This window comes from Pseudonocardia tropica (genome assembly GCF_040105315.1).
Lineage (GTDB): Bacteria > Actinomycetota > Actinomycetes > Mycobacteriales > Pseudonocardiaceae > Pseudonocardia > Pseudonocardia alni.
Genome location: NZ_JBEDNP010000004.1, coordinates 143559 through 166681 on the forward strand (window position 1 = coordinate 143559; position 23123 = coordinate 166681).

The 23123-nt window shown below is 73.1% G+C and carries 18 protein-coding genes; 8 read left to right on the plus strand and 10 right to left on the minus strand.

Going from position 1 to position 23123, the window contains the following annotated elements; translation table 11 throughout:
• Position 1: 1 nt before the first annotated feature.
• Complete coding sequence (locus tag WHI96_RS08595) at positions 2-838, minus strand: Fpg/Nei family DNA glycosylase (RefSeq protein WP_345652462.1); 837 nt, start codon at positions 836-838, stop codon at positions 2-4.
• Between the two features lie 188 nt (positions 839-1026).
• Here WHI96_RS08595 and WHI96_RS08600 point away from each other — a divergent pair, with 188 nt between their 5' ends.
• Genes WHI96_RS08600 through WHI96_RS08610 form a run of 3 tightly spaced genes read left to right on the plus strand, consistent with a single transcriptional unit; the run spans position 1027 to position 3589 of the window.
• A complete protein-coding gene (locus WHI96_RS08600) occupies positions 1027-2253 on the plus strand; it encodes a threonine synthase (protein WP_345652459.1) in 1227 nt (408 codons plus the stop codon).
• Positions 2254-2293: 40 nt separating this feature from the next.
• On the plus strand, positions 2294-2776 hold the full coding sequence (locus WHI96_RS08605; RefSeq protein WP_345652456.1) for a hypothetical protein: 483 nt from the start codon (positions 2294-2296) through the stop codon (positions 2774-2776).
• A gap of 45 nt (positions 2777-2821) precedes the next feature.
• Entirely contained in the window at positions 2822-3589 is a 768-nt protein-coding gene (locus tag WHI96_RS08610; protein WP_345652453.1) for a TauD/TfdA dioxygenase family protein, read from the plus strand.
• 132 nt (positions 3590-3721) lie between these two features.
• On the opposite strand, the gene WHI96_RS08615 is transcribed toward WHI96_RS08610, so the two are convergent.
• The 7 genes from WHI96_RS08615 to WHI96_RS08645 all read right to left on the minus strand — a co-directional run bounded on the left by WHI96_RS08615 (position 3722) and on the right by WHI96_RS08645 (position 10846).
• Positions 3722-4762 (minus strand): D-alanine--D-alanine ligase family protein, encoded by a 1041-nt coding sequence (locus WHI96_RS08615; RefSeq protein WP_345652450.1) that lies wholly within the window; start codon positions 4760-4762, stop codon positions 3722-3724.
• Between the two features lie 3 nt (positions 4763-4765).
• Positions 4766-6223, minus strand: coding sequence for an ATP-grasp domain-containing protein (locus tag WHI96_RS08620; RefSeq protein ID WP_345652447.1), 1458 nt, complete (start codon positions 6221-6223; stop codon positions 4766-4768).
• On the minus strand, positions 6220-6996 hold the full coding sequence (locus tag WHI96_RS08625; RefSeq protein WP_345652444.1) for an O-methyltransferase: 777 nt from the start codon (positions 6994-6996) through the stop codon (positions 6220-6222). The genes WHI96_RS08620 and WHI96_RS08625 overlap by 4 nt, the downstream gene beginning before the upstream one ends.
• Positions 6993-8207, minus strand: coding sequence for a sedoheptulose 7-phosphate cyclase (locus tag WHI96_RS08630; protein ID WP_345652441.1), 1215 nt, complete (start codon positions 8205-8207; stop codon positions 6993-6995). Before WHI96_RS08630 ends, WHI96_RS08625 begins: the two co-directional genes overlap by 4 nt.
• Positions 8208-8324: 117 nt before the next feature.
• Positions 8325-8990, minus strand: coding sequence for an HAD family hydrolase (locus tag WHI96_RS08635; protein ID WP_345652438.1), 666 nt, complete (start codon positions 8988-8990; stop codon positions 8325-8327).
• A gap of 216 nt (positions 8991-9206) precedes the next feature.
• A complete protein-coding gene (locus WHI96_RS08640) occupies positions 9207-10139 on the minus strand; it encodes a TauD/TfdA dioxygenase family protein (protein WP_345652435.1) in 933 nt (310 codons plus the stop codon).
• A gap of 68 nt (positions 10140-10207) precedes the next feature.
• Entirely contained in the window at positions 10208-10846 is a 639-nt protein-coding gene (locus WHI96_RS08645; RefSeq protein ID WP_345652432.1) for a hypothetical protein, read from the minus strand.
• 92 nt (positions 10847-10938) lie between these two features.
• Here WHI96_RS08645 and WHI96_RS08650 point away from each other — a divergent pair, with 92 nt between their 5' ends.
• The 3 genes from WHI96_RS08650 to WHI96_RS08660 all read left to right on the plus strand — a co-directional run bounded on the left by WHI96_RS08650 (position 10939) and on the right by WHI96_RS08660 (position 14524).
• Positions 10939-12105, plus strand: a complete 1167-nt coding sequence (locus WHI96_RS08650) for a hypothetical protein (protein WP_345652429.1) — start codon at positions 10939-10941, stop codon at positions 12103-12105.
• 168 nt (positions 12106-12273) lie between these two features.
• A complete protein-coding gene (locus WHI96_RS08655) occupies positions 12274-14256 on the plus strand; it encodes a M13 family metallopeptidase (protein ID WP_345652426.1) in 1983 nt (660 codons plus the stop codon).
• 49 nt (positions 14257-14305) lie between these two features.
• Complete coding sequence (locus WHI96_RS08660) at positions 14306-14524, plus strand: hypervirulence associated TUDOR domain-containing protein (protein WP_345652423.1); 219 nt, start codon at positions 14306-14308, stop codon at positions 14522-14524.
• 46 nt (positions 14525-14570) lie between these two features.
• Here WHI96_RS08660 and WHI96_RS08665 read toward each other — a convergent pair whose 3' ends face one another.
• Positions 14571-15101, minus strand: a complete 531-nt coding sequence (locus WHI96_RS08665; protein WP_345652420.1) for a GNAT family N-acetyltransferase — start codon at positions 15099-15101, stop codon at positions 14571-14573.
• A gap of 52 nt (positions 15102-15153) precedes the next feature.
• On the opposite strand from WHI96_RS08665, the gene WHI96_RS08670 reads away from it, so the two are divergent.
• Positions 15154-16452 carry an MFS transporter gene (locus WHI96_RS08670; RefSeq protein ID WP_345652418.1) on the plus strand — a complete coding sequence of 433 codons (1299 nt, stop codon included), beginning with the start codon at positions 15154-15156 and terminating at the stop codon, positions 16450-16452.
• Between the two features lie 8 nt (positions 16453-16460).
• Here WHI96_RS08670 and WHI96_RS08675 read toward each other — a convergent pair whose 3' ends face one another.
• Complete coding sequence (locus WHI96_RS08675; protein WP_345652416.1) at positions 16461-17492, minus strand: hypothetical protein; 1032 nt, start codon at positions 17490-17492, stop codon at positions 16461-16463.
• 200 nt (positions 17493-17692) lie between these two features.
• Here WHI96_RS08675 and WHI96_RS08680 point away from each other — a divergent pair, with 200 nt between their 5' ends.
• Positions 17693-23077 carry a PDDEXK-like endonuclease domain-containing protein gene (locus tag WHI96_RS08680; RefSeq protein WP_345652414.1) on the plus strand — a complete coding sequence of 1795 codons (5385 nt, stop codon included), beginning with the start codon at positions 17693-17695 and terminating at the stop codon, positions 23075-23077.
• Positions 23078-23123: the final 46 nt, after the last annotated feature.

Below are 23123 nucleotides of genomic sequence, written 5' to 3' on the forward strand. Positions count from 1 at the left end.
GTCACCGTTCGGTGAGCGGGCGGGCGCTGCGTCCCGCCTGGCACCCGGGGCACCAGAACAGGTTCCGCGTGCGGACCTCGGCGTGCGCGATCGGGGCGCCGCAGACCAGGCAGGGCTGACCGGTGCGGCGGTAGGCGTAGACGACGCTGGCGCAGACCGCGCCGCGGTCGGGGGGCGCCAGCAGGGCCGGGTCGTGCTCGGGGCGCAGCGTCTCGATCCGGCCGCGCCGCTCGCCGTCGTGGAGCATCTCGGTCAGGTCGGCCCAGAGCAGGGCGAAGGACCGGTCGTCGAGGTCGCGGGCCGGGGTCATCGGGTCCAGCCCGGTGCGGAACAGCGTCTCGGCGCGGAAGACGTTGCCGATGCCCGCGATCACCGACTGGTCCATGAGCAGGGCGGCCAGCGGGACCCGGGAGCGGGCGAACCGCTCCCGGACGCGGGCCGGGTCGGCGTCGTCGCGCAGCGGGTCCTCGCCGAGCCGGGCCCGCAGCTCCGCGACCCCGACGTCGTCGAGGAGCTCGCAGGCGGCCGGGCCGCGCAGGTCGGCGTAGTGGGTCTCACCGACGATCCGCATCCGGACCTGGCCGCGGGGCGGCTCCTGCGGGAGCGTCCGGTTCGGGAACCGGCCCCACAGTCCGAGGTGGACGTGCACGGTGGTGTCCGGGCCGTACTGCTGGAACAGGTGCTTGCCGTGGGCCTGCACGTCGACCAGCACCCGCCCGTCGACGACCTCGGCGCCGGTGGTGAACCGGCGCTGCGGGCTGGAGACGGCCACCGGCCGTCCGGCGTAGCGGCGGCGCTGCAGCCGCGCGAGCCGGTGCACGGTGTGTCCCTCGGGCATGTCCCGGGGATCCCCCGCCGGGGTGGGTCCTACTCCCCCGCGGAGACACCCACCGCGTGCCGGGCGGGCGGCGGTCGGTCATCGTTCCTCCTGGCCGGGGGTCCTACCGGGCCCCCGGTTCCCACCCGGCCCGCGCCGCCGTCACCCCTCCGGTTGCGCCGCGGCACGACGGGAGATCAGGTGGACCCGTGCCCGACTTCTCGACGCTGTCCCACCTGGAGTGCTCCCGCACCGGCGAGGTCCTCGACGCCGACACCGTGCAGGGCACCTCGGCCTCCGGTGCCCCGCTGCTCGCCCGCTACGACCTGGACCGCGCCCGCGCCCTGGTGACCCCGGCGGACATCGCCGCCCGCCCGCCGGACCTGTGGCGCTACCACGAGGTGCTGCCCGTGCGGGACCCCGCGCACGTGGTGACGATGGGCGAGGGCATGACCCCGCTGCTGCCGCTCCCCCGCGCCGGCGCCCGCCTCGGGCTGCCCGGCCTGCGGATGAAGGACGAGGGGCTCGTCCCGACCGGGGCGTTCAAGGCCCGCGGCGCCGCGGTGGGCGTCTCCCGCGCCGCCGAGCTCGGCGTCCGGGCGGTCGCCATGCCCACCAACGGCAACGCCGGCGCCGCCTGGGCCTGCTACGCCGCGCGCGCCGGGCTCGGTGCGCTGATCGCGATGCCGGTCGACGCCCCGGAGATCACCCGGCGCGAGGTCGTCGTCTCCGGCGGGGAGCTGTACCTGGTCGACGGCCTGATCGGCGACGCCGGGACGCTCGTCGCCGACGCCGTCGCCCGTCGCAACTCCGGCGGGGCCGGATACCAGGACACCTCGACGCTGCGCGAGCCCTACCGCATCGAGGGCAAGAAGACGATGGGCTACGAGATCGTCGAGCAGCTCGGCTGGCGCTGCCCGGACGTCATCCTCTACCCCACCGGCGGCGGCGTCGGGATCATCGCGATCCACAAGGCACTGGCGGAGATGCGGGAGCTCGGCTGGATCTCCGGTCCGCTGCCCCGGCTCGTCGCGGTGCAGGCCACCGGGTGCGCGCCGATCGTCGACGCTTTCGAGGCGGGCCTGCGCGAGTCGACGGCCCCGGCCGACCCGCACACGGTGGCGTTCGGGATCACCGTGCCCAAGGCGCTGGGCGACTTCCTGGTCCTCGACGCCCTGTACGACACCGGCGGGACCGCCGTCGCCGTCTCCGACGACGAGCTGCTCGCCGCCGAGCACGCCCTCGCCCGCGACGAGGGCACCTGGATCTGCCCGGAGGGCGCGGCCTGCGTCGCCGCGGCGGGCCGGCTGCGGGAGTCGGGCTGGCTCGACGGGTCGGAGACGGTCGTCGTGCTGAACACCGGCAGCGGGCTGATCTACCCCGACACGGTGACCGCCGACGCGCCGGTGCTGGCGAAGGACGGGCGCATCCCGTGACCCACGGCGACCTCGTCGTGATCACCGGTAGCCTGCGCACGTGTCACTCCTGCGACCCGGATCCGAGCCGCCCCCCGCCCCGCTGTCGCGGTACTGGCGGGCCTACGTGGCCGAGTGCACCGAGCAGGTGCAGCGATTCCACCGGATCACCACGGTGATCTCGGCGATGCAGGTGCGGTCGTGGCTCGCCGAGATCGGCAAGCGCCTGGACTCCGAGCTGGAGGCGGTGCAGCGCCTGGCCGCGGTCGGCGACTCGATCGAGCCCGCGCGGTTCCGGCTCACCGAGCCGCCCGCGAAGCGGATCGCCGCCCGGCTGACCAAGGCCAGGGCGGCGCTCAAGCAGTCGGTCGACCAGGCCGCGGAGATCGCCGAGCAGGCCGTGCTGGACCCGACCCACGACGACGTCCGGGTGCACCTCAAGGTGCTCAACGAGCAGGTCGGGCGGCTCGCGATCGCCGCCCCGATGGAGGACGAGCAGGCCGACCGGCCGCGTCGTCGCCGGTGGGGCCGCACCGCGTCCTGAGCCCGCCGGCGCGCGACCGCCCGCGCCCGCCCGCACACTCGGAGGATGGACATCGAGGCCCTGGACCCGGTCGGCGCGCGCGTCACCGGGGTGTCCCTGCCCGACCTCGCCCCGGCGGAGCTGGGCGCGGCGCTGGCCGACCACGGCGCCCTCGTGCTGCCCGGCCAGGACGACGTCGACGACGACACCTTCCTCGCCTTCCTGCGTGCTCTCGGCCCGCTGGCGTTCACCACCGGTGAGACCCCGCTGGACACCCACCCCGACCTGAACGTGATCACCAACGTGGGCCGCACGACCCCGCCGCGCAGCGCGTTCCACGTCGACACCAGCTACGTCGCATCCCCGCCCGCCTACACCGCGCTGCGGGCGGTGACCGTGCCCGCACAGGGCGGCGCCACGCAGTTCTCCAACCAGTACCGCGCCTACGAGACGCTGCCGGAGCCGCTGCGGTCCCGGCTCGACGGCCGCAGCATCCGGCACGTCGTCACCGGTCTGTCCCCCGAGGACGCGGGCACCGAGACCGAGGCCTGGCACCCGGTGTTCCGGCCGCACCCGCGCACCGGGCGGACCTCGCTGTACCTGTCGACCGCGGCCCGCTGCGCCGAGGTCAGCGGGATGGACGCCGAGGAGTCCGCGGCGACGGTGCGGGAGCTCATCGGGCACTCGACGCGGCCGGACAACGTGCTCGACCACCGCTGGGCGCCGGGCGACGTGGTGATCTGGGACAACGCCTGCGTGCTGCACCGGGCCGACCACGACGGCGTCGTCGGGGACCGGGTCATGCACCGCGGCATGGTCCGCGATCACGTCTGACCCGCCGCCCCGTTCCGGGGCGGTCCCCCGGCGCGGTCACCGCACCCCGGGCGTGGTCGTCGCACCCGTCGCGACGGGTGCGCGGACCGCGTCCGGGGTGCGACGGTGCGACGGACCGGCGGCGGGGCCGGATCAGCGCGGGGTGGCGGGCGGGGCGGTGGTGCGGGTCGCGGCGCGGGTGACGGCGTCGGCGAACAGGTCGGTCAGGCCGATCCCGGCGGCCTCGGCCATCGTCACCACCACCGAGGTGCGGGCGAACGAGCAGTACAGCCCGGCCTCCAGGAACCAGGGTCGGCCGTCCGGGTCGATGCGGAAGTCGAACAGGCCGTAGTCGCGACAGCCCAGCGCGCGGAACGCGGCGCGGGCGGCGTCCTGCACCGGACCGGTGACGGGGTCGCCCGGGTCGACGATCCAGGAGCGCGCGTCCTTGGCGACCAGGCGCAGGTCGCCCTCGCCGGTGCGGGCGAGCTTGTCGTCGGCGAGCCGGACGGGCTTGTCGGCCGCGTCCATCCGGTACTCCTCCAGCGGCAGGCCGACCAGCTCGCCGTCGCGCTCGACCACCGCGCAGCGGACCTCCCGGCCGAGCGGCACGAACTCCTCGACCAGCGCGCGGTCGCCGTGGGACAGCGCGTCCTTCAGTGCGACCTCGAACCCGTCCGCGTCGTGGACCAGGGTGACGCCGACGGAGTTGTCGGTGTCCACCGGCTTCACGACCGCGGGCGGGCGCACCGTCGGCACCTGCCCGGCGCGCAGGGTCTCCCCCGCCGGGACGGCGACCCCGCCCTCGGCGACGACCGCGCGGGCCAGGGCCTTGTCCGCGCCGAGCGCCATCACCTCCGGGGTGTTGCCGACGTAGCCGATCCCGAGCAGCTCGAACAGCGCGCGGTGGTGGGTCATCCCGGGCCGGCAGAACATCTGCGGCACCATGACCTCGACGTCCGCCCGCACGATCTCCGCGACCGCCTCGGGCAGGGTCAGCAGGGGCGCGGCGGCCACCTGCTCCGGGTCGAGGCCGGCCGGGAACAGCCAGCCCTGCGGTGTCACGTACGCGACCGCGAACTCGTAGCGCGCCGGGTCGGCGGTCGCGGCGAGGCAATCGGCGGCGTAGAGCCGGGACAGGTCGCAGAAGAACTCGTCGACCCCGGAGCCGACGAGGTGCAGGACACGCAGCACGGTTCAGTCCCCCGCCGGTTCGACGAGCTTGCCGATGTTCACGTCGATCGTCACCCACGGCCGTCCGCGGACCAGGTTGCCCAGCAGCAGCGACGCGATCTGCAGGTGCGGGACCAGCAGGAACGGCAGCGGGTCGTGCACGTCGAGCAGTGCCTCGCGGCCGCGGCGCACGACGCGCAGCCGCTCGCGCCACGACCCCGGGTCGCCGAGGAGCACGCCCAGCTCGTGGTGCAGCCAGTAGGTCGGCCGGGTCCCGGGCGCCGGCAGGACCGTGTCGGCCCCGGCGTCGAGGTAGGCCGCGGCGACGTCCGGGTGGTCGTGGAACAGGGTGATCGCGGAGTGGGTGCGCGGGTTGCACTCGATGGCGAGGACCCGGCCGTCGACGGACTCGATGAAGTCGAACGACAGCTGCCCCGTCACCCCCAGCTCGCCACAGAACCGCCGCACCCAGTCGGTGATCGCCGGGTGGTCGACGTGCTCGTAGTTCAGCAGGAAGCTCGACGACGGGCAGCAGCAGTACAGGCGCACCTCGCCGTCGCGGACGGTGGCGTGCGTGCAGTACTCGGTGCCCTCGACGAACTCCTGCAGGATCCACGGGTTGTCCGGCGAGATCGGCAGCGTCGCGACGAACGCGGCGGTCTCGGCGCGGGTGGGCCGGGGCAGCCGGGTCAGGTCGCGGCGGCGCACCGGGTCGTAGCGCAGCGACTTGAGGATCCAGGTCCGCCCCGGGGTGGCGGCGAAGTCGTGGTCGAGGACCTGCGCCGGGTCGGTGATGCGGCGCGCCGCGGGCACCGGCAGGCCGAAACCGGCGGCGGTCGCGGTGAACCGGTGCTTGTCGTCGAGCATCGCGACGACGTCGGCGTCGGGGTGCACGACCGAGCAGAACGGTTCGAGCAGCCGCTCGGCGTCGGCGTCGTACCAGCTCGCGACGGGGCTGCAGACCGGCACGTAGACGTCGGCGCCCTCGCGGCGGGCGATGTCGGCCAGCGCCTGCGCGTAGCCCGGCGCGTCCGGCGCGGGGACGACGTGGAACGCGTCGACGGCCCGGGAGAACCGGTGCCCGGTGAACCGGTAGCGGGCCTGCTCGACGAGCACGACCCGGTGACCGGCCCGGTGGAAGGCCCGCGCCAGCTCCAGCGCCTTGGTCATCTTCCCGCCGCTGAGCAGCACGGTCAGCGGCCGGTGCGGCCGGGCCCGCTCACGGCGTCGGACGAGCCCGACCAGTGCGGCGACGCCGGTGATCGCCAGGTCGGCGGGCAGGGCGGCGGTGAGCAGGGCGAGGGTGCCCGCGGTACGGACCCGGGTCGCCGCCGTGCCCTCGCGCGGGGTGCCGTCGCGGCCGGTGCCCAGCGCACGCCCGGCGACCCCGGCGGCCGCGAGCGCGACGACGCCCGAGGCGAGCCGCGCCGGGGCCGGGCCCGACGAACGGGCCCGGCCCCTCATGGCGGTGGTGCGGCTCATCCGGCCCGCCGGATCAGGGTCAGGCCGTCGCGCAGCGGCACGAGCACCTGCTCGACGCGGGGGTCGTCGGTGACCCGGCGGTCGAACGCGGCGATCGCGTCGCCGTTCGGGGTGCGCTCCCCGGTCCAGGGCTGCCCCTGCATCAGGGTGTTGTCCACGCACACCACCCCGCCCGGGGCGAGCAGGCCGCCGTCGAGGACGGTGTCGAGGTACCCGGCGTAGCCGGCCTTGTCGGCGTCGACGAAGACCAGGTCGAACGCGGTCCCCCGCAGTCGTTCCAGGGTGTCCGCGGCGGGACCGACCTCGACCCGGATCCGCCGCCCCGCCGGCGACGCGGCGAAGCAGTCCTGCGCGAACGCCGCCACGTCGGCGTCGACCTCGCAGGCGACCAGCTCGCCGTCGTCGGGCAGGGCCTCGGCCATGGCGAGCGCCGAGTACCCGGTGAACATGCCGACCTCGAGCACCCGGCGGGCGCCGGTCAGGCCGACCAGGAACGCGAGGAACCGGCCCTCGACGTGCCCGGACAGCATCTCCTGCTCCAGCGGCCCGGTCCACGCCGCGGACCGGGTGCGCGCCTCCAGCTCGACCAGTGCCGGCGACGCCGGCGAGGTGTGCTCGTCGAGGTAGGGGTCCAGGCCCGCGGCCAGGTCCCGGGCCCGGACGAGGTCGGCGTCGGCGCCCGCCCCGGCGCGGGCGACGAGACCGTCGAGCAGCTCGGCGAGGATCGTCGTCGGTGTGACCGGGCGGGCCGGCCGGGTCGGTGCGCCGCTCACTTCAGCGACCACATGTCCACCCCGCCCGCCGCCGTCGGCAGGTCGGCGACGACCTCCTTGTGCGCGGCCAGGGCCGCGGTCAGCTCGTCGGGGGTGGCGTCGTTGACGAAGTGGCAGGTGCCGATGGGCTTCGGCACCGCCGCGCGCAGCAGCCCGGCCCGGGTCTGGGTGATCGACTCGGTGGCCTCGGTCAGCAGCTCCGGGGTGAGGTACGGGCTGTCGACGGTGAGGCCGAGCCCGCTGAACAGCCGGTGGACGCGGTCCCGCTCGCCGGTGGAGATGTAGCCGCGCCGCTCGGCCAGGGTCGCGGAGAACGCCATGTCGACGCTGATCGCGTGCCCGTGCAGCATCGGTGTCTCCGGGGCCAGCTCCAGGGTCGGGCTCCAGGTGTGGCCGAAGGCGATGACCCGGTCGAGGTCGAGCTCGTGCAGGTTGCGGTGCTCCAGCTCGAGCATGGTGCGGATCGCGTCGTAGGTGGCGCGGTGGGAGATCTCCCGCAGCTCCGGGGTGCCGTCTCCTGTGTCGCTGTGTCCGAATCCGCTGCGCAACAGGTCCTCGCCGTACTTCTCCAGCAGGTCGAACAGGTCGGCGTTCGCCACCGTCGCGATCTTGATCATCTCGGCGACGCCGTTGCGGACCTGCGCCTCGGGCAGGGTCGCGAGGAACGAGAAGTCCAGCAGCACGTCGTGCGAGGCGTGGAACGCGCCGAGCCGGTTCTTGTGCTTCCCGTGGTTGACCGCGACCTTCATGGCGACGCTGGCGTCGATCAGGCCGATCAGCGTGGTGGGGATGCGGATGTAGGGCGTGCCGCGCTTGTAGGACGCGCAGGCGAACCCGGCGACGTCGGTGGTCAGCCCACCCCCGACGACGAGCGGCGGCTCGGTGCGGTTCAGCCCGAACCCGGCGAACGCGTCGACGATCTTCTCCAGCGTCCGCAGGCTCTTCGCGGTCTCGGCGATCGTGAGCGGGACCGTGGTCAGCGCGATGCCGTGGTGGTCGAAGTAGTCGCGGATGCGGTCGCCGTAGAGCTCGTGCACCGCCTCGTCGACGACCATCAGGCAGCGGCCCCGGTCCCGGTACAGGTCCGCGACGTGCGGGTTGCCCGGTGCGAAGGCGCCGTCGACGTAGGAGAGGGTGAACTCGATCCGTTCCCAGCTCTCCACACGGAACGCGGTGTCGGTCGTGGTCAGCACGGCCTGGGGATTGCTCATGTCCTCTGGTCTCCGATCAGGTCGATCCGGGGCGGGGCATGGGATTCGTGGGCACGCCCGTGTCGGGCCCGGTCGGTGACCGGGCCCGGCGGGCCGTGCGGGGGTGCGCCCGGGGCGTCAGCGGGTGACGTCGGCCAGCAGCGCACCGTCGTCGAGGGACTCGACGCGCTCGGTGGCCCGGGAGAAGTCGTGGCCTGCGGTGTTGGCGTTCGGGAACGCGACGACGCGCACGCCGGCGCCGGTCGCCGAGGCGACGCCGCCGAGGTTGTCCTCGATCGCGACGACGGTGTCGGCGGTCTCGCCGAGCGCGGCGATCGCGTGGGTGTACGCGGCGGGGTCGGGCTTGGGTGCGGCGACGATCGCGCGGTCGATGAGCAGCGCGAAGTCCGACCGGGTCAGGTCGGGACCGAGCGCGTCGAGGACGGCCTCGACGTTGTCCCGGGAGGTCGTGGTCACGAGACCGACGGAGACGCCGCGGCCGTGCGCGGCCTTGATGGTCTCGCGGACGCCGGGACGCGGGGTCCCGCCGGTCTCGCGCAGCTTCTGCCGGAAGATCTCGGACTTCGTGGCGTGCACGGCGTCGGCGTCGACCGTGTCACCGGTGGATGCGGCGTGCTCGGCGATGCGCTGGGCGCCGCCGCTGGACTCGAGCATGGCGAGGTAGTCGTCGCGGTCCCACTGCCAGTCCAGGCCGTGCCGGGAGAAGGCGGCGTTGAATGCTTCCCGCTGCAGCTCGGAGGTGTCGACGAGGGTGCTGATGGAGCCGAAGAGGATCGCGGGCACGGGAGGTGCTCCTTCGCGGTCGGGGCAGGGCGGCACGCGCCCCCCGCGGGTGGCGGTGGGGCGCGTGCGCGCACGGGCGCTGGTGGGCGGTGCCGGCCCCGGTGCACGTGCACCCGCCGGACCGACCGGTTCGCGGTGGCGGCCTTCTGCTCGGCCGCTCCCTCCCAGTATCGAGGGGCCCCCGGGTTCGGCAACTCGAACTCGGACGGCCGGTCCCTAGAAGGGCCGGTCGCCCGCGATCGCGACGCGCTCGGCGACCCGCGGGTGCGGGTGGTAGTCGCCGACGGCGTAGTGCTGGGTGGCCCGGTTGTCCCAGAACGCGAGCGTCCCCTCCGACCAGCGGTAGCGGACCTGGAACTCGGGCACGTGGGCCTGGGCGAACAGGTGCCGCAGCAGGGCGTCGGACTCGTCGCGCCCCATGCCGACGATCGCGGTGGTGAACAACGCGTTCACGTACAGCGTGCGCCGCCCGGTCTCCGGGTGGGTCCGGACGACGGGGTGGGTCACCGGCGGGAACAGGTCCTGGACCCGGGCCAGCCGCTCGCGGTCCAGGAACCGGGCGAAGCCGGGCACCATGTCGTGCACGGCGACGGCGTCGTCGATGCGGGCCCGCACGTCGTCGGTGAGGTTGTCGTAGGCGACGGCCATGTCGGCCCACAGGGTGTCCCCGCCGAACGGCGGCGTCCGCACCATCCGCAGCATGGCGCCCATCGCCGGCGCGGTGCGGAACGTGGTGTCGGCGTGCCAGATGTTCTCGTAGGTGCGCTTCCCGGTTCCGAAGCGGACGACGTCGGCGGAGTCGCCGGTGTCGAGCATCGGGTTGGTCTCCAGGTCGCCCCAGAGCAGCGCGAGCTCGCGCTGCCGGTCACTCGTCAGGTGCTGGCCGGGGAAGAACAGCACCTTCCACTCCAGCAGCGCCCGGTGCAGCTCGGCCCGCAGCCCGTCGTCGACGCGCTCGCGCAGGTCGATGCCGGTGATCTCGGCACCGAGGGTGCGCCCGAGCGGGGTGAGCGTGAACGCCTCGAAGTGCCCGCCACATCGGTCCGCCCCGTCCCCCGGCAGGCGGGCGAGCAGGCGCTCGCCCTCCAGGAGGTCGATGGCGGGGGTGGTGCGGGGCCGGGAGACCGGCGCGTCGAGGTGGATCGTCACGTGCGCGATGGTGCGTCCGCCGTTCGGCGGTCGACAACCAGGTGTCCACTGCGCGGTGACCTGTCCGGTCAACTCCGGCGCGCGCCGCCCCGGACCCAGTCGATCGCGGCCCGTCCCCGCGGCGTCGGGTCCCCGGTCAGCGCGCGCACCTCGCTGTCGGGCAACGGGAACCGGACCTCGGACCGGGTGGACGCCCACACCGACGCCGCCAGGTCCACCGGGCCGACCGCCGTCACCAGCAGCGGCACCACCCGCCGGTACTCCGAGCGCACCAGCGCGTCCAGCGCGGTCGCGGCGACCGAGACGTCGAAGTCCAGGTCCCCGGGGTCGGTGGAGTCGGCGAGGTCCAGGCTGCGCCGCTCCACGATGACCCCGAGCAGCACCGGGTGCAGGCGCGGGTGGTCGCCCAGCACGCGGTCGGGGTCGACGTCCCACTCCCCCGGCACGCCCAGGTCGAGGGTGCGGGCGCAGAGCTCGCGGTGGAACATATTCAGCGCGAGCAGGCGCAGCACCAGCTCGCCGCGCTCGTACTCGGTGCCTGCGGCGGCCAGGCCGGCCCGGGTGAGGATCGACCAGGCCCAGGCCGCCCACTCCGGCTCGGAGCCGTCGTAGCAGAGGTCGAAGACGCTCGTCGCGACCTCGTGGAGGTCCCCGAGGATCTCGGTGGCGTCGGGGGCTTCGACGAGGTCGTCCCACATGTCGGTCATCACCGCAGGTTCTACACGCGTGCCGCGGGCTCGGTCCGCGCCACCACCCGGAGGGACGCGTTGCCCCGGGCGGCTGCGACCGTTGACCGAGTATGAGCAGCGCCGGAGCGTCCGAGCCGACCGCCGTCGTCCTCCCACTGGGGGACTCGGCCACGACCGACCCGTGGGAGCTCCTGGCCCGCGGGGAGGGCGCGATCCTGCGGTCCGAGCCCAGCCCGGGGACGGGCACGGACTGGCGCAAGCCCCTGCGCGTGACGAGCGCGCTGGCCGACGGCGTGGCGAAGGCGGTCGCCGGCACGGGACAGGCCGTCACCGCCACCGGTCAGCGCTTCGTCCTGCAGATGCCCAGTGGCAGCACCGATTCGCTGATGGAGGCCGTCAGCGGTGGTTACCGCGCCATGACGACCAACGGCGCCGGGCGCATCACCGGTCAGGTCCGGCTCCTACCGATGAGCCCCGCGGCACTGACGAAGTCGATGAGCCCGGTCGGCGTCGGGCTGCTCGCACTCACCGTCGCTGCGGAGATGCTGGGCGGCGACGAGCAGACCCGCACCCTCGGCGAGATCAAGAAGGGCGTCGACCGGCTCGCCGTGCGGCTGGAGCTCGACGACGAGGCCGAGCTGCGGACGGCCGAGCAGACGATCGAGACCGCGCACGCCGCGCTGCTGGACGGCGCGTCGATCCCGGAGAGCGTCGGGCTCGGCGCCGCGATGCGCGACCTCCAGGTCATCCGCAACCGCTCCGTGGCACTCCTCGACGGTTGGGAGCACGTCGCCCGGGAGTGCGCGGCGACGACGTCCGGCTCGGAGCTGCGGGAGAAGCTGGGCAACGTCGGCTCACTCGGCTGGGAATCGTTCGGCCTGGCCGTCCACACCGCCTACCGGGCCATCGCCCTCGACAGCCGCCGAACCGTCCTCACCGCGACCGAGGCCCAGCTGCGCAACCCCGGCGCGCCGCTCGCGGCGTTCCGGGCCACTGTCGACGCCGATCTGGCGGCACGCGCCGACGAGGTCCGCCGGATGCGGAGGCTGTTCACCCGCCTGGCCTCGACGCCACTGACGGCGAGCACCTTCTCCGGCCGGTTCCTGCCCGCGTTCGCCAGCGACGAGGCCGCCGAGAACGGCCGGAGCCAGGCTCTGTTCGCCCATCTGTCCGCGGCGCTGGCGCCGCAGGCCGCGCTACCGACCTCCGTGGAGGCCGACACCATCACGATGGACTCGCGCCCCGACGGGACCATGCGTCTGATCCGTCCTGTCTGATCCGTCCTGTCTGATCCGGACCGAGGATTCGGCCGGGACCACGATTGCCGGATCGCCCTCCGGGTACCACCGGCGCAGCACTCCGACCTCCGCGACGGGCCGGGCGGCGCGGGCGTGCCGGACGCCCGGCTGCTCGAAACCGTCGGTCCCGACAGGCAGGATGGACCCATGACGACCACCGAGTCCGCCCCGAACTCGCGACCGTCCGGTCTCGACCTCAGCTGGGTCGACCCGGACGTCCGCCCCCAGGACGACCTGTTCGCCCACGTGAACGGCCGGTGGCTGGCGACCCACGAGATCCCCGACGACCGTTCGCAGGACGGCGCGTTCCGCGTCCTGCGCGACCGGGCCGAGGACCAGGTCCACGAGATCGTCGAGGAGTGCGCCTCGTCGTCGGAGGCCGGCACCGAGGCACGCAAGGTCGGGGACCTGTACCGGTCCTTCATGGACGTCGAGCGGGCCGAGGAGCTCGGCATCGCGCCGCTGCGCCCGCTGCTCGACGATGTGTACGCCGCCACCGACCACGCCGCGCTCGCCACCGTGCTCGGCCGGCGCCAGCGCGAGGGCCGCGCTGCGCTGTTCGGCGAGTTCATCGCGACCGACCTGAAGGACTCCTCCCGCTACCTGGTGAACCTGAACCAGGCCGGGCTGGGCCTGCCCGACGAGTCGTACTACGGCTCGGAGGGCGACCCGGAGATCCGCACGAAGTACGTCGAGCACCTGCAGCGCCTCGCCGAGCTGGTCGGGCTGGCCGAGCCGGAGCGCGTCGCCGAGCAGGTCATGGACCTGGAGACCGCACTCGCCGACGCGTCCTGGGACCGGGTCCTCAACCGCGACGCCGAGAAGACCTACACCCTCATGACCCGCGACGCGCTGCGCGAGTCCGCGCCGGGCTTCGACTGGGCCGAGTGGGAGTCCGCGCTGGGCGTGCCCGCGCACGCCTACGACGAGGTGATCGTCCGCCAGCCCAGCTTCGTGACCGCCGCCGGTGAGCTGTGGGCGCAGCGCCCGCTGGAGCAGTGGCAGGCGTGGCTCGCGCTGGCCGTCGCCGGGTCCTGCGCGGAGTTCCTGTCCGCCGACCTGGTCGAGGAGGACTTCGACTTCTTCGGCCGCACCCTGTCCGGCACCCCGGAGCTGCGCGAGCGCTGGAAGCGCGGGGTCTCGCTGGTCGAGGGCGCCCTGGGCGAGGCCGTCGCGAAGATCTACGTCGAGCGGCACTTCCCGCCCCGGGCCAAGGAGCGGATCACCGAGCTGGTCGACAACGTCGTCGAGGCCTACCGCCGGTCGATCTCGACGCTGGACTGGATGAGCCCGGCCACCCGGGAGCGGGCGCTGGACAAGCTGGACAGGTTCACGCCGAAGGTCGGCTACCCGGAGAAGTGGAAGGACTACTCCGACCTGCAGGTCGATCCGGCCGACCTGCTCGGCAACGCGGGCCGGGCGGCGGAGTGGCGGCACGACTTCGAGTACGCCAAGCTCGGCGGCCCCGTCGACCACGACGAGTGGCTGATGACCCCGCAGACGGTCAACGCCTACTACCACCCGCGGCTCAACGAGATCGTGTTCCCGGCGGCCATCCTGCAGCCGCCGTTCTTCGACGCCGACGCCGACGACGCCGCGAACTACGGCGGTATCGGCGCGGTCATCGGGCACGAGATCGGCCACGGCTTCGACGACCAGGGCTCCCGCTACGACGGCGACGGCAACCTCACCGACTGGTGGGAGGCCGCGGACCGCAGCGAGTTCGAGTCCCGCGCGCAGATGCTGATCGACCAGTACGACGGCCTGTCCCCCGCCGGGCTGCCCGACCACAAGGTCAACGGCTCGCTGACGGTCGGTGAGAACATCGGTGACCTGGGCGGCCTGACGATCTCGCTGAAGGCCTACGGGATCGCCCACGAGGGCGGCGAGCCGCCGGTGATCGACGACCTGACCGGTGAGCAGCGGGTGCTGTTCGGCTGGGCGCAGGTGTGGCGGGCGGTGACCCGCGACGCCGAGGCGATCCGGCGGCTCACCACCGACCCGCACTCGCCGCCGGACCTGCGGTGCAACGCGGTGGTGACCAACCTCGACACCTTCCACGAGGCGTTCGGGGTGACCGAGTCCGACGGGCTCTACACCGATCCGGACCGGCGGGTCCGGATCTGGTGACGCGGTCCCCCCGCCGGGTTGACCGCCCGGCGCGGGGGTATCCGCTCCCATGACACAGAAGTTCGCCAAGGGCACGTGGGTCGCGTGGAACTGGGGCAACGGCACCCCGACCGGCAAGGTCGTGGACCACTCCACCGACCGGATCGAGAAGACGATCAACGGGTCGACGCAGTCCCGCAACGGGACCGAGGACAACCCGGCCTACGTCCTCGAGCAGGAGGACGGCCAGACCGTCCTGAAGCTGCACTCCGAGCTCAAGAAGGCCTGAGCCACCGGTGGTGGCCCGCGGACGGGTCGCCCGCGGCCCCCGGGTGTCAGGCCCGGGGGCCGTCCTCCGGTGCCTCGACCAGCGCCCGCCGGTACCAGGTCACGTCGCGCCACGCCCCGCGCTTCCAGCCGACCCCGCGGAACGTCCCGACCTCGGTGAACCCCAGTGCGCGGTGCAGCGCGGCGCTCGCCTCGTTCGGCACGGTCGTCCCGGCCACGGCGACGACCATGCCGCGCGCGACGAGGGCGGCGAACAACGCCTCGTACAGCGCCCGGCCCAGCCCCTGCCCGCGGGCCGACGGGACCAGGTACACCGAGACCTCGCAGGTCCACGCGTAGGCCTCGCGGGACTTCCACGGGCCGCCATAGGCGTAGCCGAGCACCTCCCCGCCGCGGTCGACGGCGACCAGCCAGGCGTGGCGCTCCTGGGCCGCGGCGATCCGTTCGGCCATCTCGACCGGGCCCGGCGGCTCGGACTCGAAGGAGATCGCGGTGTCGAGGACGTAGGGGGCGTAGACGGCGGTGCAGGCGTCGGCGTCCTCTGCGGTCGCCGGGCGGATCACGGGTCGGTTCGGCACGTCCACAGCGAATCACGGTGCACCGGTCGCCCCGGCGGGTGAGGATCGTCGCGTGCTCCTGTCGATCGTGCTCGGACTGCTCTTCGGCCTCGCCGGCACCTCGACGTCGGGGGTGACGGTCGCGCTGCCCCTGCTCGCCGACGGGCTCGGCATCGACACCGCGGCCGCCACGTGGATGGTCAGCGGCTACGCGGTCGCGCTGGCCGTGGCGACACCGGTGCACGGGCGGCTGGCCGACGCCGTCGGCATCCGGGCGCCGCTGTGCACCGGGGTGAGCCTGCTCGGCCTCGGCGCGCTGGCCGCGGCGTTCGCGCCGAACTTCGGGCTGCTCATGGCCGCGCGGATCGTGCAGGGCCTCGGCGCCGCGTCGATCCCGGTGCTGGCCTCGGCGCTGCTGTCCGCCCGCACCCCGCCGGAGCGCCGGGGCGGTGCGCTCGGCCGGCTGGCCGGGGTGTCCGCCGCGCTGTCCGCGCTCGGGCCGCTGGTCGGCGGGGCGCTCACGACCGTCGGCGGGTGGCGGGCCGCGGTCGCGCTGCCCGCGCTGGCCCTGCTCGCGGTCCCCTACCTGTGGCGGCGCTCGGTCGTCCGCGGCGACGGCGCGCGGGTGGACCTGGTCGGTGCGGTCATCGTCGCGACGGCGGTGACCGGGCTGGTGCTGCTGGTGCAGTCGCCCAGCGCGGGTGCGGTCGCCGCCGTCGTCGGTGGGGTGCTGCTCGCGGTCGGTGTCCCGGTGACGGCGCTGTGGGTGCGGGCCCGCCCCGACGGGTTCCTGCCCCGCGGGGTGGTCCGGAACGCGACGGTGGTGCGCAGCTCGCTGTGCGCCTCCGCGGTGCCCGCGAGCTGGTTCGCGCTGCTGCTGGGCATCCCCCTCGAGCTGGCCGAGCGCGGCTGGACCCCGCTCACGACCGGGCTGGTGCTGGTGCCCTCGGCGGTGGTGGCGCTGGGGTGCCCGGCCGCCTCGGCGTTCCTGCAGGCCCGGATCGGACCGCGGCAGACCCTGACCCTGGCCTGCGCGACGACCGTCGTCGGCCTGGCCGTCGCGGTCGCCGGGGTGGCCGGCCACCTGCCGTGGGTGCTGGCCCTCGCCCCGATGCTGGTCACCCTGGCGTTCGGCACCGGCCAGCCCGCGATGATCGCCGCGGTCGGCTCGGCGGTGCCCGAGGACCGGCGCAGCAGCGCGATCGGGGTGGCGACCCTGTGCTTCCTGACCGGGGCCGGGGTCGGGGCGGCGGTGATCGGGGGGTTCGCCGCCGTCGTCGGGCTGACGGCGGCCCTCGCCCTGCTGCTGGTGCTGCCGATGGCCGGCACCGCGGTCCAGCTGCTGTCCGGGCGCCGCGCCGGGACGGCCTGAACCGGGGGCTACCCCCGCCGGACCAGGGCCCGGACCTCGTCGGTGTAGCGCCCGCGCAGCGCCGCGGTGCGGGCGGTGCCGACCAGCCGCGGATCGGCACCGGGGCTCTCCCGGGTGACGACGTCGTCGAACCACACCCGGAAGCACCCGTGCAGCCCGCGGACCAGCCCGTCGATCAGGCAGGACACCGGGTCGAGCGGGTCGAGGACGGTGGAGACCGCCCGGTGCCCGCCGCACCCGTCGTCGGGGTCCGGCCGGTCGGTGGGCGGCGGGCACACCACGAACCAGCCCTGCCGGGCCAGGACCGCCTCCTGCAGCAGGTCCAGCACCACCTCCTCGGCGCCCACCCCGGCGAGCGTGCACAGCACGTGCCGGGCCACCGGGAGGTCCTCGTGCCCGATCGCCTCGGCGAGCGCCACCACGTCGGGGACCGCGTGGCCGACCCGCTCCGCGACGAGCGCGGCCGAGGCGCGCAGCCAGCGCAGCGTGGCGACCGCGGCCGCCGTCGGCTCGACCGAGGTCACGATCGCGGGCGGCCCCAACGGGTCGTCGTGCAGCAGCGCGTGCGCGACAACGAGCTGCTCGGGCGGGGCGTCGGCGCGGGGGTGGGCGACGGCCTGGGCCGAGCGTCCGGTGAGGACGCCGTCGCCGGCGTCGAGGACGGCACCGGTCTCGGCGCGGACGTCGGCGACGACGGCGTCGCGGAAGGCCCGCCCCGGTGCCCGCGCCACGACCCGCCCCAGCAGGTGCGCGGTCTCGGCACAGCCGTCCTCCATCACACGCAGCAGGTCTCCGACCGGCTGGTTCGGGCTCCGGACCGCCGCGGCCAGCGCCGCCGGGTCGATCTCGTGGGTGGTGTGGTCGGCGTAGGCGGCCCACAGGTGCGCCGACAGCGCGGTCAGCGCCTTCGCGGTGCGGCGGGCCAGGGAGTGGTCGAGGGCCCGCGGGACGCGGGCGGCGCGGTGGGCGACGGCGCCGTCGCCGGTGGGCCAGCAGGCGACGATCGTCGAGGCGACCGGATCGTGGGCGTAGGAGGTCATGCGGTTTGGACGACACGCACCGCTCCGCGGTTCCGGTCCACGTCCGCTCCGGCACCGGCAACCGCGGCCTACGCGTTCATCGACGATGCGGCGGTCGGCAGCATCGACTGAGCTCGATCACTGTCGGGGATCGCAACTATGCTCGCTGTGATCCACGGTGCGGCGGCGAGGGGCGCACCAGCACGTGAACGGGCAGGTACGTGACCGACAGCGTCAACACCAGCGCAAGGACCACTCCACCGAATACCGATCCGCTGGCCGACCGCGCGGTGCGACTGTTCACCTTTCTGGGGCAGGCACAGCAGCTGCGCACTCCCCGCGTACACGACCTCGACTCCTACACCCGCGACGGCGCCGTCCACTGGCTGCACGCGGTCCCTCTGCATGCCGCCATCCGATGCGATCTGTCCGGCGCGACCGTCGATCCCGGCGCGCCCGTGCTCACGGTCGAACGAGTGCCTCGGGTAGCTCCACCTCCACCGCCCACCGAGATCATCGCGTGGATCGACGGCGGGATCGACGACGCCCACACCGAACCCTCCCTGTTCGTCGAGCGCTTCGTGCCCGACTCCGACCCTGACCGCGAGAGCGGCACCACTGTCAAGCGGACCGACCTTCCCGAGATCGGGGAGCAGTACGAGCGCTACCTCGTGGCATGGCGGTCATGGGCGGAGACCGAGCGACATGACGAGGTCGCCCGCACGTTCTACGGCGATCTCTTCTCGACCTATGTGACGGCGACCGGGCACTCCGAGGAGCTGGAGATCGTTCTCGCCGCAGGACTGCTCGCCTGGCGGCCGCCAGAACACCCCGCCGTCCGGCGACACCTGCTCACGACGACGGTGGTGCTCTCGTTCGACGACGATTCGGGTCGGCTCTCGGTCACCGTCGGCGATGCGGCCACGCCGTCGCGCGTCGAGCTCGAGATGCTCGACCCGGCCCTCATCACCAATCCTGCGCTCGTCAACGGTGTCCGCGAAGACGTCGCGGTGCACGAGATTCACCCGCTCGACCGCGACCGGACCGCGGAGTACGCCCGGCGTTTGGTCCACTCGCTCGCCGCCGATGCCGAATACCACGATGCCGACGAACCAGCGTCCGCCTCGGCACACCCGGTGGCGGCGTTCGCCCCGGCGCTGCTGTTGCGCAGGCGGACCCAACAAGGACTGGTGGAGATCTTCCGTCGGATCACGGAGCAGATCAGCACCTCCGGGCAGGTGCCGGCCGGCCTACGGCCGCTGATCGACCCGGATGAAGTCCCTCCTGTGCGGACGGACGGGGAACGTACCGATGGGGCGGCGGTCCGCGTCGACGACGAGCTGTTCCTGCCGCTGCCGGTCAACGACGTCCAGCGCCGCATCCTCGCGCGGGTCGACAGCAACGCCCAGACCCTGATCCAGGGCCCGCCCGGCACGGGAAAGACCCACACGGCAGCTGCTCTCATCTCGCACCTCCTGGCCCAAGGCAAGCGGGTGCTGGTCACCGCGCACACCGACCGCGCGCTGCGCGAGGTCCGCGGCAAGCTGCCCGACCCGATCAAGCCCTTGGCCGTGTCAGTCGTCGGATCGAGCCGGGAGGACATGGCGGATCTACGGGTAGCCGTCGAGCGGATCGCCGCCGCGGCCGGGGACCACGACGAACCGACGTCCCGCCGAGAGATCGAGCACCGTCTGTCCGAGATAGACCGGCTGCGCCGCGAACGCGCATCCCTCTACAACAGCGCGCTCGATGCGCGCAGACACGAAGTGGACGTCCACGAGATCGCGGAGTACCGCGGCACGCTCGCCGCGATCACGCTCCAGCTCGCCGACGAGCGGGACAGACTCAGCTGGCTCGACGATCTGCCGGGTCGGACGGAGGGCCCGCCACCGCTGTCGAACGGAGAGATGCAGTCGTGGCGGGCCAGGCTGCTCGATCCGGCCCTGCATGCCGACGAGCCGGCCGCAACCCGCCGCCTCGTCGATGCCTCGGCACTCGTGGTTCCGGAGCAGTTCGCCGATCTTGTCACCGCCGAGGAGCGTGCGCTCGCATACAGCACCCGGTTCGACGCTCTGCGGCGCCACCGCTCGTACGCCGCGCTCGCGCGTCTTGACCAGTCTTCCCGCGTGGCATTGGTCGGACGGCTACATGATGTCCGCCGGATGGTTCAGGGTCTCGCCCGACGTCGAGAGCCGTGGATTCGCGACGCGATGGCAGACGTTCTCGGTGGCCGATCGGGAACTTGGCTATCACGTCGCGCGACGATCGGTGGTCTGCTCGAGGAATCGGAACGGGCTCTGCAGACACTCGGCCCGGTCGTCGACGTTCGTGCACAAGGCGACCCGGCCGAACTGGAGCACCTTGCTCGATCTGTGCTGACATTCCTGGAAGGCGGAGGGAGCCTCAAGCTCGGAGCGGACGGTGTGCCGCGATCCGGGGTGTTCACGCCGCGAGTGGTCAAGCAGGCCGCACAGTTGTTCGACCGGGTCAGGGTGAACGGAGTACCGCCGACCGATACCACTCGGCTGAAGTCGTTCCTGGTCTGGTTGGACGGATCGCGGATCCTCGACGCACTCGACCGCGCGTGGCCGACGAACGTGGTCATCCATGCCGAGGACACGCTGCACGAAAGGTACGACTGGCACCGCAGTGAGACCGGGCTTCTCGACCGGGTGCTGGGACTCGCCGAAGCGTTGAGCGCCGAGGAGGACCGGCTTGTCGCCGCCGGAGTGCCTGCTCCGCACTGGCCCGATTCACGCGATCTCGACGCCGTCATCGACCTGCCGACCGCGATCGACGCGGAGGAATCAGCGTTGGCGGCGACCTCAGTCGTCGGGGATCTGGCCGACCGACTCGAGATCGGGGCCCGGCGGCCGGACGCCGAGGCCGCCGTCGGTGCGCTTCTCGACGCGGTCCGCAGACGCGAGCGGGCAGCGTATGACACCGCCTTCCGACGGATCGATCGGCTTCACACCGTCCGGGAGGAAATCGCCGAGCGTGACAGCTCCGGGCGGAGACTTCGGGCGGCGGCTCCGGAACTGCACGACGCGATCGTGTCCGATCCGATGAACACCGTGTGGGACGAGCGTCTCCCCGGATTCGAGCAGGCCTGGAACTGGGCTGTCGCGGCCGCCCGTATCGCCTGCCACAACGTGCCCGAAGCGAACACGATCCAGCGCAACATCAGTGACCTCGACGACCGCATCCGTGGTCAGGTCCAACATCTGGCTGCGACGCGGGCGTGGTCGCATGCGGTGTCCCCGGGCAGGCTCACCCGGGGGTCGCGCGCCAGCCTGGAGCAGTACGCGGCGCTGGTACGACGTTTCGGCAAGACCGGCGGGCAGTACCGGGTACAGCGCGCGGCCGAGATTCGCGACGCGATGGATCGTTGCCGGCCCGCTGTCCCCGTGTGGATCATGCCGCTCTACCGGATCGCCGACCAGCTGACGATCGCCCCGGACATGTTCGACGTCGTGATCGTCGACGAGGCCTCGCAGGCCGGTTTGGAGGCCTCGTTCCTGCAGTATCTGGCGCCGCGAATCGTCGTGATCGGTGACGACAAGCAGGTCTCCCCCGCCGCAGTCGGGGTTGATCAGCAGCAGCTCCGCGACCTCGCCGGGCAATACCTGTACGACCACACCTATCGCGCGACGTGGCCGGATCCTCAGGTCAGCCTGTTCGATCTGGCCCGGATGTTCTTCGAGGGGATGCTGACCCTCGTCGAGCACCGCCGCTGCGTGCCCGAGATCATCGGCTTCTCCAACCGGATCGCCTACGAGCCGGCGAACGTCCGGCTGATCCCGGTCCGGCAGTTCGGCGCCGACCGTCTCGAACCGGTGAAGCCGGTATTCGTGGAGAACGGCTACGAGAAGGGCGGCTCGACGACCCGGGTCAACCCGGCGGAGGTCGATGCGATCGTCGCGCAGATCGAGGCGTGCATCGAAGACCCACGCTACGCCGGTCTCACCTTCGGCGTGATCTCTCTACTGGGCACCGCGCAGGCCAAGGCCATTGAGAAGAAGCTACTGGAACGGGTGCTACCTGAGCAGTGGGCGGAACGCGATCTGCGCTGCGGCGATGCCGCGGACTTCCAAGGCTCGGAGCGCGACGTCATGTTCCTGTCGATGGTCGCGGTCCCGACCGAGACCCGCCGCATCACCGCCCTGACTCAACCTGCGAATGTGCAGCGTTTCAACGTTGCTGCGTCGCGCGCGAAGGACCAGATGTGGGTCTTCCACTCGGTGCGTCTCGACCAACTGCACAATCCCGAGGACATGCGATTCGCGTTGCTCGACTACTGCTACGGCGTCGCTCGGCGCGGAGAGCAGGACGACTCCGGAACGGTGGCCGGCAACGTCCCGGACGACCAGCGAGTGAGCCCGTTCGACTCGCTGTTCGAGCAGCGAGTGTGCAACCGGCTGGTGGACCGTGGTTACGCCGTGGTACCGCAGTACCCCGCCCTCGGCTACTCGATCGATCTCGTCGTGACAGGGGCGACGGCGAGGTTGGCGATCGAGTGCGACGGCGACTTCTGGCACGGTCCCGACGCATACCAGCGCGACCTGGCACGCCAACGCGAACTGGAGCGATGCGACTGGACCTTCGTACGCGTACTCGAGTCGGAGTTTTACCTCGATCCCGCGCGCGCGATGGCTCCGATCTGGGACCGGCTCGCAGAATTGGGGATCCATCCGTCGGGGTGGACCGATCCTGCGGCCACCGACGTAGCGGCCGCGCAGACCGGGCGGCCCGGGGGCTCAGTCGATCTGGATGACCGCGTACCGGTAGTCCGGCCCGATACGGGGCAGGAGGACGACGCCGCGCTGCCCACCGAGACAGAGGTCCGCAGCCCCGGCGGCGAACTGCTCGACCGCCCGATGCCGACGGGGGTCGACACGATCGGACATCCTCCGGTCGGGTCCGACGACTACGAGCCTTCTTCCCACCCAACCGACAGGTCGAAAGAGGTGTCCGCGAGCGGCCTGAGCCCCGCGCACGATGAGAACCGAGCCGACAGCGCCACGACGCCCTCCCAGGATCCCGGCGGACCCCCGGCGGAGCCACCGGACGCGAACTCGCTGCCGGAGCGTTCCTCCGGACCTGCCTACACCCTGTTCAGCGGGAGGGTGCCCGCAGCGGATGCTGCCTCTCGCGCCGAGATCGTCGACGGGCTGGTGAGGATCGTTCAGGCCGAGGGCCCGCTCCTGGGCCACCGCCTGCATCAGGCGTATGTCGCCGCTGCCGGCGGGGCCCGGGTGGGCTCGCGGATCTCGACGACCCTCAACCAGGCTCTCGACGCAGCAGTGCGACGCGGCGTTCTCGTGCGGGACAACCCGCTACGCGAATCCGGGAACAAGCCGTGCACGTATCGGCTTGCCGACCAGCCGGAGGTGCTGGTGCGGGACCGCGGACCCCGCGGTTTCGATCAGCTCCCCCCGGCCGAGCTTGCCGCGGTGATGGCCGACGTCGCCGACGACATCGGATGGGACGACCGCACCGCCGTGTTCCGGGCGACGATCGCCCGCTACGGCCTCGTCCAGGTCGGGTCGGCGATCCGGCAACGTCTGACATCGGTCATGCGGCTGGTGCCAGGTGCTCCCCGCTGAGCCATGCTGCGCGACGGCGGGATAGCCCGTCGCCGCGGTCGGCGGC

Bases quoted from the DNA above. Each gene is read 5' to 3' on its own strand.
- WHI96_RS08595 (WP_345652462.1), bottom strand. From the start codon at position 838: ATGCCCGAGGGACACACCGTGCACCGGCTCGCGCGGCTGCAGCGCCGC.
- WHI96_RS08610 (WP_345652453.1), top strand. From the start codon at position 2,822: ATGGACATCGAGGCCCTGGACCCGGTCGGCGCGCGCGTCACCGGGGTG.
- WHI96_RS08620 (WP_345652447.1), bottom strand. From the start codon at position 6,223: ATGAGCCGCACCACCGCCATGAGGGGCCGGGCCCGTTCGTCGGGCCCG.
- WHI96_RS08630 (WP_345652441.1), bottom strand. From the start codon at position 8,207: ATGAGCAATCCCCAGGCCGTGCTGACCACGACCGACACCGCGTTCCGT.
- WHI96_RS08645 (WP_345652432.1), bottom strand. From the start codon at position 10,846: ATGACCGACATGTGGGACGACCTCGTCGAAGCCCCCGACGCCACCGAG.
- WHI96_RS08650 (WP_345652429.1), top strand. From the start codon at position 10,939: ATGAGCAGCGCCGGAGCGTCCGAGCCGACCGCCGTCGTCCTCCCACTG.
- WHI96_RS08655 (WP_345652426.1), top strand. From the start codon at position 12,274: ATGACGACCACCGAGTCCGCCCCGAACTCGCGACCGTCCGGTCTCGAC.
- WHI96_RS08660 (WP_345652423.1), top strand. From the start codon at position 14,306: ATGACACAGAAGTTCGCCAAGGGCACGTGGGTCGCGTGGAACTGGGGC.
- WHI96_RS08675 (WP_345652416.1), bottom strand. From the start codon at position 17,492: ATGACCTCCTACGCCCACGATCCGGTCGCCTCGACGATCGTCGCCTGC.